This window comes from Chryseobacterium sp. SIMBA_029 (assembly GCF_046535275.1).
GTDB lineage: Bacteria > Bacteroidota > Bacteroidia > Flavobacteriales > Weeksellaceae > Chryseobacterium.
In genome coordinates, this window is record NZ_JAWRXA010000016.1 from 15,257 (window position 1) to 29,015 (window position 13,759).

Genomic DNA, 13,759 nt, shown 5'->3' on the forward strand with positions numbered 1-13,759 from the left:
AATAATTTTGTTTCAACAAAAACAATTAAAAATGAGTAATAAAGAATTGGTTCTGAAAGCAATTACAGATGTATTTATTAGAAGAGATATTTCAGCTTTTGATACCTGTTTTGTTGAAAATTATATTCAGCATAATCCGGGAATTCCGAACGGGACAGAAGTTTTGAAACAATTTATACCTTCTTTACCTGCGGATTTTTCCTATGAACCGGGTATAATGACTGAAAATGATGATATTGTCATGATTCATGGCCGTTATGAAAACTGGAACGGAAAAAATATGATAGCTGTGGATATTTTCAGGATAGAAAACGGAAAGATAGCGGAACATTGGGATGTAATGCAAGAAGAAATATCCTCCGCTCAATCAGCAAATGGTAATGCAATGTTCCCTATACAATAAAAGAGATCAATGTTATTTATAAAAGATTTGAAGGAATTTTTTAAAACCAAAATGAAGTATGTTTTATCATTCATGCGACCGTAGATTATAAAACAAATACATTATTTTTGATATACTAAAAACAATTAAAGATGGATAAAAAAGGATTATTCTCAGAAGAAATTAAAAAAGAAGCATTAGGTGAATGGAAAAGTATTGCAGTTGAAGTTCGGCCCAGTGCGTTTAAAAATCCGGACGGCAGTTTAAAACCATTTTATCTGACAAGGGCATTTACCTTTTTGCCGGACGATGGGTTTCAATTGGAAATAATTAATTATGCCGATGCTTTGGGGCAAATTCCGCTGGTGAAAATGCTGATCAAAGGCAGCACAGAGTGGGAGGGTGATCATCCTATTGCAGCAGGCGCTCAGAAGGTTAATTTTACGGCAGATAAAGCATATGAGGTAACTCCGCTTAATGAAGCTTTTACTGGAATTTTAAATACGCTGGCCAAAGAAAATTTTGAAACATGGGAAACGGGCCATTCTCAGGATATTTTTAAGAAAGCATTTGTTCCTTTTGGACTAAAGGAAGGCGATATTTTTAAAGAATATGATCTTATGTATCTTTATAATGATATGATGTTCTGGGGTGCAAGAAATATAGACGGAAGAGGTTTTGATATTGAAGAAAACCGGCCTGTTAATTTGCAGATTCCGATGGTAAGAAAATAAAAAGCAGGAAATTTCCTGCTTTTTTTATGGTTATCCGTTCAGTTCTCTGGCACGTTTTTCAGCGTTTAGAATTCCTTTTTTCAAGGTTTCTTTGAGATTGTTTTCTTCAAATGTCCGTAAGGCCGCTTCAGTTGTTCCGCCTTTTGAAGCCACATCTTTTATAAGTTCTTCCAGGTTTTTTTCGGAATTATTGATCAGGTGAAAAGCACCCAGCATGGTCTGTTTAACAAAAAGTTTGGAAAGGTTTTCATCAATTCCCATTTCTACACCGGCTTTTATCATGGCGTCTACAATATAATAAAAGTAAGCAGGGCCGCTTCCGGAAAGTGCTGTAACGCCATCCAGCAGATCTTCATTTTCTAAATACACCGATCTTCCGGTGCTGTTCAGTAGTCTTTCAATATTGATGAGCTGGCTGAAAGATATTCCTTCGGCTGCGGTGTATCCCGTAATTCCCATTCCTAAAAGAGTAGGGGAGTTAGGCATCGCTCTTACCACGAGCGGATGATTCAATAACTTTTGAATTTTTGAAATTTTCATACCCGCCATGATGGATAAAACCATTTGGTTTTCTTTCAATGTAAAACGAAAATTTTCGGCAACATTTTGAAAATCCTGAGGTTTGACGGCTATAATAATAAGATCCGCATCCAATTCCTGCACTTCTTCAAAAATGGAGATTTTTGATTTGGGAAATTCTTCAGATATTTTGGAGAGTTTGGATTGATTTCTTGTAATTAAATGAAGGTTTTCAGGCTTTATCAGTTCATATTTTAAAAAAGATTTTGAAAAGGATAAACCCATATTTCCCGCTCCGAGAATTGCTATTTTCATACTGTGTTCTTTTTAATAGATAACTAAAATAGTGTTTTTCTTTTAAAACAGATAGAATGTTGAGACATAAAAAAAGCAACCGGATGTCCGGTTGCTTTTAAGTAAAAGGCTAATCGTATTATTTTTTAATAACTTTTCCTGACTGTAAGGTACCATCATTGAAAATAATTTTGTATCCATAGATCCCTTGAAGGTATTGTGTCGGGAATGTCCAGCTTGTTGTTGCTTTATCATCCTTAATATGTACATTCATGATTTTCTCTGATCTTCCATTTAAGAAATTCACAAGATGTATTTCTGCAGTGCTGCCAGTGTAGTTTTTAAAGAAAAATAACAGGTTGTTTTCGTTCACTGTAGCTATTACTTCTTTAGCAGGTGATGCTGTGGCAAACAAGTTATTATTTGCTTTTTTACCCTGAATAATTCCTCCCGAGACAGAGTATATCAGTGTATTGGATCTGTTCCAAACTCCATCGGAAATAGCATATCTTGTAAGATGGTATTCGTCACTGGTGATAGGAAGTTGATTGATGTATTCAGACATGGTAGTTTCTCCGCCAGTGGATGCTCCCCAATAAATCATTTCTCCGATAGAATCATCAGGGTGAACGTCTGCAGCCCAGATGTATAAATAGTTACCATCACCTCCAGCAGGCGTTGTTCCAATAATACGGTCTACGTTAGACGGATCGAAAGAAATTATGTTGTTTTCAATAGCGGGTTCTGTTGATACCTGAACGGTAATAATGTTACTTTCGCTATCTGGTACGTATAAAGAGGTCACTTTTCTCCTGTATTGTAATGTTTGAGTTAAAGGGGTGTTTATGGTGTAAATTTCATTCGTTCCTCCTGCAATATCTATCCAGTTCCCTGCTTCGGTTTTGCTTTGCCATTGAATAGAAAGGGGTTGTCCACTTCCACTTTTTAGATTACTTGAGGTGTAGGTGCTGAGCCTGTTAAGTACTGGTTTTTGCCCAGGCATAACCTTTTGATCATCAATAGTTCCTTTATTACTGTCAAAAGTTTCCACTGTTATTAAATTACCAAATATTTTTAAGTCATTCATTGTTATTGTATTACTTGAACTCTCCAGTGCTGATGGTGTTTTTGCAATACGTCTGAAAGTCTTTCCTATTGAATTTGCAGGAGGAGTGTAGTCAATTGCTGTTGCATTAGAAATATAGGTCCAAACGGGATTGTTATATTCCTGCCATTGATAGGTGAATACATTATCTCCACCTTTAGGCGTACTGCCTACTAGGGTTCGGATGACCGAACTACCGTTATTGGTTATATTTTCAGTAATCTTATTTTCACCTATTCTTACCTGTACATTTACTTCGTTACTGTAACTTGCTTGCAAGCCGACGGTAGTTGGTTGTACAGCTCTTCTTAATTGGTAATTGTACCTATTTTCAGCAGCAGGTGGAGTATAGTTTTTAGTGTTTATCGTCCCGGAGTTTAAATTATACCAATTTCCTCCAGGGTTTTTTCTTTGCCAGTAATACGTATATCCTCCGCTTGACACCACCGGCTCACTTCCTGTAATCGTAGTTGCTGTTGTCATGTAGTCAGTGATTACACTACCCGATATCGTATTATTATTTACGGGGTTGGTTATAACAGGATTATCTATAAATTTCATTGGAAATAAATTGGAAGCGACTGTTGTAAAGCTTCCACCGTAGACATATGTCATATAAAGATTACCACTGTCACTGGTATCGATTAAAACAGATGAGTTATTCACGGTTTCACTTAATACATAATCTACACTTTGTCCATTATTCATAGGGAAATTACCCAGTGTACGAACAAAAACCTGATAATTTGTGCCTAGTTTTTTCGCAATTAATTTTACATTATTTCCCATTTCATTGGGAGAAGAGTTTTTTTTGATGTTAAAGTAAACTTTGAGGGTAACAGGAACTCCCTTGGGTACCAGAGCTAATGAGGTGTATACTGTTCCGTTTACTTCAACTTTTTGTATGGTGATTTTATCCTGGGCTTTATAGAAAGCCAATTGGGAGAGGAAAATTACAAAAAATAGTAATTTTGATAGTTTGCATTTCATTGCATTAGAATTTTGATGATTATTAATTAAGGAGATACGTAGTACTGCTCCCTTTGTTTTAAAAATGTCTTGCAAAATTCATCATAATGTTGGGTAAGGCTGTTACAGAATTTCAATTTAAAATTAAAGAATATCTAATGAAGATGTAATTATTTTTATTTAGAATAATTATATTTTATAGTGATTGTGATCGTGAAACTATTTGTTACAGGAAATAGATCCATATAGTTCTCTTGTTGAAAAACTAAAAGGTTATTCAGGAATTTAATGACAAAAAAAAGACAGTCTATAAAAATAACTGCCTTTTTTGTATTATATGATATTCACTTCCCGTTCGAGTTCTATACCAAACTTGTTTTTGACGGAATTGATGATTTCCGTAGAAAAATCATAAATTTCTTTTCCGGTAGCATTTCCTGTGGCATTCACAATTACTAAGGATTGAAGCTTGTGAGAAGCGGCATTTCCGATTTGCTTTCCTTTCCATCCGCACTGTTCAATCAACCATCCTGCGGGGACTTTTACATTATTTCCGTTAGGGTAGCCTTGGATATTTTCAAATTTTTGCTGAAGGTCTTCAAACTGAGCCAGAGGAATCGTTGGGTTTTTGAAAAAACTTCCGGCATTTCCCATTTCTTTAGGATCCGGGAGTTTACTTTGTCTGATATTGATCACGGCCCGGGAAATATCCTGAATGGTAGGATTTTCGATTCCTGCGTTTTTTAATTCGGATTGGATGGCGCCGTATTCGGTTTTAATGTGATGATCCTTTTTAGTCAGCCTGAAAGTAACATCCAGAATGATGTATTTTCCTTTTGCTTCCTGCTTAAAAATAGAATCTCTATATCCAAATCTGCATTTTTCAAGATCAAATTGTTCTGTTTCCAGTGTTTCTAAATTCAATACACTGCAATTAACGAAAATGTCTTTTATTTCCGTTCCGTAAGCCCCAATATTCTGCATCGGAGAGGTTCCTACATTTCCGGGAATTAATGACAGGTTTTCAAGTCCGCCATAATTTTTTTTCAAACAATACAGAACAAATTCATGCCAGTTTTCTCCCGCTTTGGCAGTAACTAAAACAGTGTTTTCATCTATATTTTCTTCAGAAATTCCCCTTAAATCAAGTTGTACGGCTAAGCCTTCAAAATCTTTGGTCAGCAGAATATTGCTTCCGCCTCCTAAAATCAAAAGGTGAAGAGACTGCGATCTCGAAAATTGAATGGCATCTTTTAATTTTTCAATGCTGCTGGCTTGGGTAAAGTATTGGGCATTCACATCAACGCCAAAAGTATTAAACGGCTTTAGAGAGAAATTTTCCTGCATGTTTATTGGTATTCTTGCGGTAGTAATTGGTTGAGATGATCTTTAAGGTGTTGGAATTGTGGGTAATGGATCGTGTCTACATAAGAGTTAACATAGAGGTGAGACTTTTTCGGAGTTCTGATCTGAAAAGTTTCGTCGAGCCCATCTATAGACTGCATACTGGGAGAGCTTTTGATCCTGTCCAGATCTTTGACATGAACAGAAGAAACCAGCTGCTTCCAGGTTTGAGCAGATATCGCCGAATTCCATTTTTTGTGGGTTTTACGGGCTGTAATTCCTTTTTCTGCTGTAATAGAATCTTTTGTGACTTTTATAATTCTGTAATGGCCTAGCTTTCCGCCGATATTGGATACACTGATGAATGTGATTTCACTGGAGTTTTTATCGGTGAGATTCTGCTCAGGCTTTTTCTTATCACAAGAAAAAAACGCCGGCAGTAAAAAAGCTGAAAATAGGATTCTCAAACCAAAGTTTTTTATTGCCGGCATTGTATTATTTTTTATAGGTGAAATTCTAGTTTGTATTGCTTCAGAGCGCTTTCAAGGATCTCAACGCTTCTTCTTAAATCTTGTTCTTTTAAAACGTAAGCAATTCTTACCTGTTTTTTACCCAATTCAGGATTGCTGTAGAATCCTCCCGCCGGTGCTACCATAATAGTTTCGTTTTTGCTGGAATATTTTTCCAACAGCCACTGTGCAAATTTTTCAGTATCATCTACCGGAAGTTCAGCGACACAGTAGAAAGCTCCTTTAGGTTTAGGGCAGATTACTCCAGGAATAGCATTCAAAAGATCAACCAGGATATTTCTTCTGTGGGTATATTCTTCTCTTACTGCTCTGATGTAAGCACCGTCATTTTGGTGTGCTGCCGTTGCTGCAATCTGACCCAAAAGAACCGGGCTTAGTCTTGCCTGCGCAAAAAGCATGGCTGCATCATGGATCTTTTTTGAACGGGTGATCATGCATCCGATTCTCACACCGCACATAGAATAACGCTTGGATTCTGAATCGATGATGATACAGTTTTCGCTGAGTTCAGGAAATTCAAACATTGATATTTGCTGCTTCCCGTCATATACATATTCTCTGTATACCTCATCAGAAATAATCACGATATCATATTTTAAAGCAAGTTCTGCAAGTTGCTTAAGCTCTTCACGGGTGTAAAGATATCCTGTTGGATTTCCCGGATTACAGATAACGATTGCTCTGGTTTTTTCTGTAATTTTTTTCTCGAATTCTTCAATTGGAGGAAGGGCAAAACCGGTATCAATAGTTGATGGAACAGCTACGATATTAACGTTGAAAGTACTTGTAAATCCGTTATAATTGGCATAATAAGGTTCCGGAATAATAATTTCGTCACCATCATCACATAAGGTAGAAATGGCAAAATTTAACGCTTCAGAACCACCATTGGTTACGATAAAGTTATCAGGAGTTAAATCTGAAAAACCTAACGAATGATAATATGTCGTAAGGGCATTTCTGTATTCGATATTTCCTTCTGAAAGTGCATATTCCAATACTTTTAAATCAATGTTTTTTAAAGCATTTAAAGCCGTTTCCGGAGTTTCAATATCAGGCTGTCCGATATTAAGGTGATATACTTTTATTCCTTTCTGTTTTGCTTTAAGGGCATAAGGAACCAGTTTTCTTACCGGCGATGGCGGCATGTGCTGTGCTCTGTTTGAAATATTCGGCATTGTTCAAAAAATTTGTATGGCAAAAATAAGATTTAATTTTCCAATATTAAAATATATAAAGAATACATCCTTAAAGGAATATCTATTTATGATTTCCAGATTTAATTTTATGGGTTTTAATAATAGTTTATATGCCTGTTTTGTTTAATTTACTTGTTGATTATTTGTTTTTAGTGTTTTATTTTTAATAAATATTCCAATAAACTTTGTTTTTGTTGATTTTTTTATAAATTTACCAAAATCTAATAGTTAATAATTATGAAAATAAATCGATTTTTTGGGGCCTTAAGTCTTTGTGCCCTTTTTTCAGCATCAGACATCCTCGCACAAAATTATCAGACAATGCCTGTACAATCGGGATACACTGCTGATGTTATTGCTAACGGAATTGGTTCTTCTATGATTTCAACAACACAGGATGTAGATGGAGTTTCTTTTGCTTTTGTGGCAAGAGATTTTCAGCTGACATCCTCAAGTACGGCAATTACTTATGGAATTCCGACCAATGGGATTATTAATTCAGTAGTAGCGAGTACTCCGGGACTGAGTTATCAATTGGGCAGTTTAAGTGCAAACAATTCCTTAAGACTTGCCAGCAGTGGTGATTCTGGAACCCTTATTTTTGGAACCCCAAAAGCTGCTTTGAAATTATACATGCTTTCCACCAGCGGAAGTGGAACTTCTACAGTAAATGTTACGGTGAATTTTTCAGATAATACTACTCAGGTATTTTCAGGGATTAGTCTTTTAGATTGGTATAGTGGAGCTAATTATGCCATTCAGGGAATTGGAAGAATTAACAGGACGAATGATGTTTTGGAGGCTAACTCAACTAATCCAAGACTCTATCAGTCTGTATTAAATATTGATGCGGCCAACCAAGCCAAACCTATACAAAGTATTACAGTATCCAAAAGTGCAGGAAGTGGAATTCCCAATATTTTTGCCTTCTCAGCAGATGCGTATTCCGACTGTGGAGTTCCGGCTCTGAATCCCGTAGGTGCACTCACTTCCAATTCAGCACAGGTTTCATGGACAGTTCCGGCAAATACGCAGGCAGCAAGTTATGATATATATTACAGCACCACCAATACGGCACCTACAAGTACTACTACGCCAAATATTACAGGAATTACAGGAACTTCTGCTACAATTGGCAGCTTATCATTTACGACAACTTATTATTATTGGGTAAGAACGAATTGTAATACCGCAACCAGTCAGAGCGCCTGGTCGTTCTCAGGTACTTTTACGACTTTATGCGGAAATGTAGTACCTCCTTATACCAATACTTTCAGTACTGTTCCGGGAGGTTGCTGGAACGCAGCTCTTTCAGGAGGAACTCCGGCATCAGGGCCAAATGGTACTATCGCATATTGGGCACAGGATGGGTTCTTAAATGCAGGTACAACAGGTGCGATCAGAATGAATCTTTACAGTACAGGAAGAGCAGGATGGTTGAAAACAATTCCATTTGATCTTTCTGCGGGAGGATACAGAGTGAAATTTGATTATGGGATAACGACCTATTCCGGTACAGTAGCTTCTCCAATGGGGTCTGATGATATTGTACAGTTTTTAGTTTCTAATGATGGTGGAGCTACATGGAATGTATTGAAGACATGGAGTGTGAATGATAATCCGTCCAATGTATTGGCCACTTATGTATATAACTTAACGGCTAATACCAGTGCCAACACCGTATTTGCATTGTATGGAAATGATGGAACGGTAGATGATTCACAGGATTATAATTTTTATATTGATAATTTTACAGTGGAATCTGCACAGTTAGGTACTTCTGAAGTAAATGCTCAGAAGAAAACAGTGAGTATTCACCCGAATCCTTTTAAAGAAACAGTATCAATCTCAGATACCAGAGAAATGAAATCTGTAACCGTTACTGATGTATCAGGAAGAGTCTTAAAGACCATTGAAAATCCGTCTAAAGAAATTAATTTAAGTACATTGAATTCAGGATTGTATTTTCTGACGATCCAATTCAAAGATGGCTCTATTTCTACGGTGAAGGCTATTAAACAATAATTAACCTGAAAATAATAAGAAAAAAATGGCTGTACACAAAGTACAGTCATTTTTTTATTTTGAATAATTTTAGATGAAGTTATTCGTAAATTTTGTTATTTTGGAAAACTATAAAAAACAAAACTGAAATGCAAATTCCCGCTGATTCTATAGAAGATTATCTCTCAAAAATTCCTGAAGAGAGGCACGAAGTTTTTAAAGGGCTTTTTAATGCCATCCATGATAATTTACCGGAAGGTTTTGAACAAGTGATGAACTACGGAATGATCGGATGGGCGGTCCCTCTGGAAACATATCCTGCCGGATATCATTGTACTCCGGGCTCACCTTTACCTTTTATCAATCTTGCTTCCCAGAAAAACTTTATTGCATTATACCATATGGGAATTTATTCGAAACCTGACCTGTTAGAATGGTTTGTCTCCGAATTTCCTAAATATTCTAAAAGAAAATTAGATATGGGAAAATCTTGCGTAAGATTCAAAAAAATGGATGATATTCCCTTTGAGCTCATTGCTGAACTGAGTAAGAAGATGACCGTGGAAGACTGGATTAGTATTTATGAATCTAATTTTAAAAGATAAATTTATTTGAACAAAGTGATGAAGTAAGACCAACTTCCAGTATTGAGTTTTCTCCGACATTCTTAATGAATTCTATTTTGTAAATTTGGCAACAAAGATCTCTATGAATCCTATGATAAAGTTAAAAACGGTTGTTCCGGATTTCAAGACAGCAGTTATTTGTTCAGTTGTATTTGTTTTTCTGGCCATGCTTCAATGCTGTGCTTCTTCTGCAGCTGAAAAATTAGTAGAGAATGGTGATCTTCTGTTTGTCACGGCAAAAGAAACCGGACTTTCCGGAGCCATCAATAATGTCACTCAAAAACAGAAAAAAGCTTCTTTTGACCATATCGGAATAGTCGAAGAAGTACAGCATCAGTTTTTTGTACTCCATGCCGCTCCTAAAGGCGGTTCCCAGAAGCAGCCTTTAGCTGATTTTATGAAAGATCAGGCAGCAGATGGACAGAGAGTAGTAGTGTATCGTTTAAAACCCCAGTACCGAAATACGATTCCTTCTGCTATACAAAAGGCTGAATCTATGGTAGGGAAGCCCTATAATTTTAATTATATCCTGGATGAGAATTCCTATTACTGCTCAGATTTTATAGAGAGAGCTTTTAGGAAAGACCAGATCTTTAAGCTGGAACCGATGTCGTTCAAAGATCCTAAAACGGGTAATACTAATACATTTTGGGAAGAATTTTATAGAAAAAAGAATCTGAAAGTTCCTGAAGGAGAACCAGGGTGTAATCCTAACGGATTGGCGGGTTCGGATAAATTAGAAAGAATCAGAGAGTTATAAAATAATGGAGAAGCGAATGACTTCTCTTTTTTTGTGTCGACCTGAGTTTGGGATAGAGTTTTATTTTTTTAACAATGTCATAAGTCTGAAGCTGGAAGAAGGAAGTAATCGAGACAGAAAGGATAACTTCAGGGCAGTTTATTCATCTTTTAGACAATTAATTTTATTACATTTTACAATACTAGTTGCAATTATTGGCAACCAGTAACTTCTAAACCTCCCTTCTTCGGCTTCCATTTGCATACAATTTCTTTATCTGAACTCAGATTATGTTAAAATTTAAAAATATTAGTCCACTAATTTGGTAGACTAATATTTTTTTATACTTTTGTGAAAGATTTAAGGCCTGAAGAATGTCTAACCAAAAAAAAATGTTGAGTTATGATTACACCTAATACAAACCTGCAGATATTGCAAAGCAAAATACATCTGCCTAAAAAAGAATTAATAGTAGAAATTGAATTAAATGGCAAAATGAAATTTGAACATTTAATGAATACGATCTACAATCAATTCGGGATTTGTCACAGGGTGTTGTCTGCCAATGTAGAATACATGAACGGGAATAGCTTCGGTTCCGTCCAGTTATATATTAATGTAAATTCAGAAGATTATCAGCAGCTTGAGATCTATCTGAATAAAAATAAACTTTTGAATACCTCTGTAGAGTATCTGTGCAGAAAATATTCTTAAGCCAGTCCATATAGTTTTAATTACGAAAGTGCCCATGTATTGGGTACTTTTTTTATTTTACGAAAGAAGTAAAAAAAATACTATTTTTATAACATACATAAAAACATATACCTATGATTGCGATAATTGTTGTAATAGCTGTAGTAATACTATTTCTTCTTTATGGAGTTTCCATTTATAACCGTTTGGTAAAACTGAGAAATCTGGTTCAGGAAGCCTGGAGCAGTATTGATGTCATGCTTAAGAAACGTCATGATCTGATTCCGAATCTGGTAGAAACCGTAAAAGGCTATGCTACTCATGAACGTGAAACATTGGAAAGCGTTACCAGAGCAAGAACACAGGCGATAGGCGCAGGTTCTGTTGAAGCTAAAGAAGCTGCAGAAAAAAACCTGAACCAGGCCATGATGAACTTATTTGCCGTAGCAGAACAGTATCCTGATCTGAAAGCAAATAGCAATTTCCAGCAGCTACAGGCAGAACTGACTTCCATAGAAAATGATATCGAAAAATCAAGAAGATATTACAATGGAACGGTAAGAGAAAACAATACTCTGGTAGAGTCCTTTCCAAGTAATATCATTGCCGGCATGTATAAATTTGAGAAATCGCCGTTCTTTGAGCTTGATAATATCGCCGAAAGAGAAGTTCCATCAGTGAAATTTTAACCTATGAAAAAGGTAATACTGCTTTTTTATCTGCTGTTTTTTGCGGCCGGCTTTGCGCAGAACGAACTTCAACGCATTGATCAGATGGCGATCGTGGATGGTTCAGAAAAAATTCTCTCTTTCCATTCTATTATTGATGTTGACAAAAATTCAGGCCTTACCATTACTGAAAATATTAAAGTTCACAGCTTAGGAAATAATATTAAAAGGGGAATTTACCGGGCATTGCCACTGTCCAGAAACTTAAATAAGAAGACTCAAAAGGTAAAATACGACATCATCTCCATTAAAAAAGATGGAACGGAAGAAGATTATCATAAGGAAATTGAAGATGGCTTTCTGAAAATATATGTGGGAAATAAAGATGTGATCTTAAGTCCCGGCGATTATACCTATCAAATCCAATATAAAACAAAAGATCAGATCGGCTTCTTTGATAAGTATGATGAATTATACTGGAACGTTAATGGAACCTACTGGGATTTTGATATTGATACCATTTCTGCAAAAATCAACCTTCCGGAAGGAGCCGGAATTATTCAGAACTCCTGTTATACGGGAGCGTATGGAAGCAATTCTCAAAATTGTACCGCAACTGTTTTATCCGATCATTCCATTGAATGGAGTGCTTCCCATCTCAAAGCCAATGAAGGACTTACCATAGCAGTAGGTTTTAAAAAGGGAATTATGGTTCCCCCGCCCCCGCCAACTTTTATTGAAAAATACGGGATTTTAATAGGGGGAATTTTATTATTCCTTGCCCTGATATCCTATTATTACAATACCTGGAGAAAATATGGAGTGGATCCTGAAGCTCCGGTGGTATATCCACAGTTCAATGTTCCAGAAGACCTTTCGCCAGCTTCTTTGGGTTATCTGAAAACAGAAGATTTTAAAAATAAATACCTGACTGCTGCATTAGTAAATCTTGCTGTAAAAGGCTATGTTAAAATTATTGAAGGGGAAGACTCCGGGATTCTGGGAATCTTTAAATCCAAAGTATTTACCATTCAAAAACTAAAAAATCCGGATGCCTTGCTCGCAAAAGAAGAAATCAATCTGATGAATACACTTTTTGCAGGAAACAGCGATACCGTGGAATTTGATGGCAAATATGACCCACAGATCGAAAGGGTAGTCACTAACTTTAAAGAAACATTAAAATTTCAGCATGACGGATTGCTGAACGAAGGGAATAATACCAAAAAATTGTATCTGCCGGCATTTCTCATTACAATAGTATACGCGCTGGGATTATTCCTTAGCTATACCATGTTCCCTGAAGCAGAGAAGATCATTATAGGATTGTTCCTGTATGGGTTTTTCTTCATTCTTTTCGTTGTTGCAGCATTCTTATTTAAATCTTTTCCGGGATTGTTTAAATTTTTCTTAGCTGTTCCTGCCATTATTTTCCTGTTCTTAGGCAAGCTTATCTTTAGCCATCATGAACTGACTATTGACAATAATTTTACGATCTGCTATATATTTATTATGCTGAGCTTTACCTCGCTTATTATTTATCAATACCTTATTAAAAGACCTTCCGAAGAAAAATTAAGGAAGCAGTCTCTGATCGACGGTTTCAAAATGTATATGGGTGCAGCCGAGAATGAACAGCTTAAATTCCATAATCCTCCTCAAATGACTCCTCAGGTTTTTGAACAATTACTGCCTTTTGCCATGGTATTGGGAGTAGATGAGATCTGGGGTAAAAAATTTGATGAAATGCTGAAAAAAATGGCAACCGGATATACTAATAACTGGTATGTGGGACGGAGTATGGGGTATTATGCCTTTGGGAATTCACTGAATTCAAGTCTTACCCAATCCATACAATCGGCGACTACACAACCTTCCAGTTCCGGAAGCGGATCCGGCGGTGGAGGATTCTCCGGTGGCGGAGGAGGAGGTGGTGGAGGCGGCGGCTGGTAG

13 protein-coding genes are annotated in these 13,759 nt (G+C 36.4%); 8 read left to right on the forward strand and 5 right to left on the reverse strand.

Features of this window, described 5'->3' with window-relative positions; genetic code table 11:
* Positions 1-31 precede the first annotated feature (31 nt).
* Together SB679_RS22045 and SB679_RS22050 are read left to right on the forward strand one after the other, a co-directional pair.
* Complete coding sequence (locus SB679_RS22045; RefSeq protein WP_410704448.1) at positions 32-403, forward strand: nuclear transport factor 2 family protein; 372 nt, start codon at positions 32-34, stop codon at positions 401-403.
* A 131-nt stretch (positions 404-534) separates the two neighbouring features.
* Complete coding sequence (locus SB679_RS22050; RefSeq protein WP_410704449.1) at positions 535-1,116, forward strand: hypothetical protein; 582 nt, start codon at positions 535-537, stop codon at positions 1,114-1,116.
* A gap of 30 nt (positions 1,117-1,146) precedes the next feature.
* On the opposite strand, the gene proC is transcribed toward SB679_RS22050, so the two are convergent.
* The 5 genes from proC to SB679_RS22075 all read right to left on the reverse strand — a co-directional run bounded on the left by proC (position 1,147) and on the right by SB679_RS22075 (position 7,055).
* Positions 1,147-1,950 carry a pyrroline-5-carboxylate reductase gene (gene proC, locus SB679_RS22055; RefSeq protein ID WP_410704450.1) on the reverse strand — a complete coding sequence of 268 codons (804 nt, stop codon included), beginning with the start codon at positions 1,948-1,950 and terminating at the stop codon, positions 1,147-1,149.
* Between the two features lie 118 nt (positions 1,951-2,068).
* Entirely contained in the window at positions 2,069-4,024 is a 1,956-nt protein-coding gene (locus SB679_RS22060; protein WP_410704451.1) for a hypothetical protein, read from the reverse strand.
* Positions 4,025-4,336: 312 nt separating this feature from the next.
* Positions 4,337-5,356, reverse strand: a complete 1,020-nt coding sequence (murB, locus tag SB679_RS22065; RefSeq protein ID WP_410704487.1) for a UDP-N-acetylmuramate dehydrogenase — start codon at positions 5,354-5,356, stop codon at positions 4,337-4,339.
* Positions 5,353-5,838, reverse strand: a complete 486-nt coding sequence (locus SB679_RS22070; RefSeq protein ID WP_410704452.1) for a hypothetical protein — start codon at positions 5,836-5,838, stop codon at positions 5,353-5,355. The genes murB and SB679_RS22070 overlap by 4 nt, the downstream gene beginning before the upstream one ends.
* A gap of 11 nt (positions 5,839-5,849) precedes the next feature.
* Positions 5,850-7,055 (reverse strand): pyridoxal phosphate-dependent aminotransferase, encoded by a 1,206-nt coding sequence (locus SB679_RS22075; RefSeq protein WP_410704453.1) that lies wholly within the window; start codon positions 7,053-7,055, stop codon positions 5,850-5,852.
* A gap of 342 nt (positions 7,056-7,397) precedes the next feature.
* Between SB679_RS22075 and SB679_RS22080 the strand changes: the two genes are divergently transcribed.
* The 6 genes from SB679_RS22080 to SB679_RS22105 all read left to right on the forward strand — a co-directional run bounded on the left by SB679_RS22080 (position 7,398) and on the right by SB679_RS22105 (position 13,759).
* On the forward strand, positions 7,398-9,101 hold the full coding sequence (locus SB679_RS22080; RefSeq protein WP_410704454.1) for a T9SS type A sorting domain-containing protein: 1,704 nt from the start codon (positions 7,398-7,400) through the stop codon (positions 9,099-9,101).
* 128 nt (positions 9,102-9,229) lie between these two features.
* Complete coding sequence (locus tag SB679_RS22085; protein WP_410704455.1) at positions 9,230-9,685, forward strand: DUF1801 domain-containing protein; 456 nt, start codon at positions 9,230-9,232, stop codon at positions 9,683-9,685.
* A 103-nt stretch (positions 9,686-9,788) separates the two neighbouring features.
* Positions 9,789-10,466, forward strand: a complete 678-nt coding sequence (locus SB679_RS22090) for a YiiX/YebB-like N1pC/P60 family cysteine hydrolase (RefSeq protein WP_410704456.1) — start codon at positions 9,789-9,791, stop codon at positions 10,464-10,466.
* Positions 10,467-10,847: 381 nt separating this feature from the next.
* Complete coding sequence (locus SB679_RS22095) at positions 10,848-11,159, forward strand: NIL domain-containing protein (protein ID WP_410704457.1); 312 nt, start codon at positions 10,848-10,850, stop codon at positions 11,157-11,159.
* 113 nt (positions 11,160-11,272) lie between these two features.
* Entirely contained in the window at positions 11,273-11,827 is a 555-nt protein-coding gene (locus SB679_RS22100; protein WP_410704458.1) for a LemA family protein, read from the forward strand.
* A gap of 3 nt (positions 11,828-11,830) precedes the next feature.
* Positions 11,831-13,759 carry a DUF2207 domain-containing protein gene (locus SB679_RS22105; RefSeq protein WP_410704459.1) on the forward strand — a complete coding sequence of 643 codons (1,929 nt, stop codon included), beginning with the start codon at positions 11,831-11,833 and terminating at the stop codon, positions 13,757-13,759.

Excerpts from the sequence above, each read along its gene's own strand:
- SB679_RS22045 (WP_410704448.1), top strand. The coding sequence starts at position 32 with ATGAGTAATAAAGAATTGGTTCTGAAAGCAATTACAGATGTATTTATT.
- SB679_RS22050 (WP_410704449.1), top strand. The coding sequence starts at position 535 with ATGGATAAAAAAGGATTATTCTCAGAAGAAATTAAAAAAGAAGCATTA.
- proC (WP_410704450.1), bottom strand. The coding sequence starts at position 1,950 with ATGAAAATAGCAATTCTCGGAGCGGGAAATATGGGTTTATCCTTTTCA.
- SB679_RS22060 (WP_410704451.1), bottom strand. The coding sequence starts at position 4,024 with ATGAAATGCAAACTATCAAAATTACTATTTTTTGTAATTTTCCTCTCC.
- SB679_RS22070 (WP_410704452.1), bottom strand. The coding sequence starts at position 5,838 with ATGCCGGCAATAAAAAACTTTGGTTTGAGAATCCTATTTTCAGCTTTT.
- SB679_RS22075 (WP_410704453.1), bottom strand. The coding sequence starts at position 7,055 with ATGCCGAATATTTCAAACAGAGCACAGCACATGCCGCCATCGCCGGTA.
- SB679_RS22080 (WP_410704454.1), top strand. The coding sequence starts at position 7,398 with ATGCCTGTACAATCGGGATACACTGCTGATGTTATTGCTAACGGAATT.
- SB679_RS22085 (WP_410704455.1), top strand. The coding sequence starts at position 9,230 with ATGCAAATTCCCGCTGATTCTATAGAAGATTATCTCTCAAAAATTCCT.
- SB679_RS22090 (WP_410704456.1), top strand. The coding sequence starts at position 9,789 with ATGAATCCTATGATAAAGTTAAAAACGGTTGTTCCGGATTTCAAGACA.
- SB679_RS22095 (WP_410704457.1), top strand. The coding sequence starts at position 10,848 with ATGATTACACCTAATACAAACCTGCAGATATTGCAAAGCAAAATACAT.
- SB679_RS22100 (WP_410704458.1), top strand. The coding sequence starts at position 11,273 with ATGATTGCGATAATTGTTGTAATAGCTGTAGTAATACTATTTCTTCTT.
- SB679_RS22105 (WP_410704459.1), top strand. The coding sequence starts at position 11,831 with ATGAAAAAGGTAATACTGCTTTTTTATCTGCTGTTTTTTGCGGCCGGC.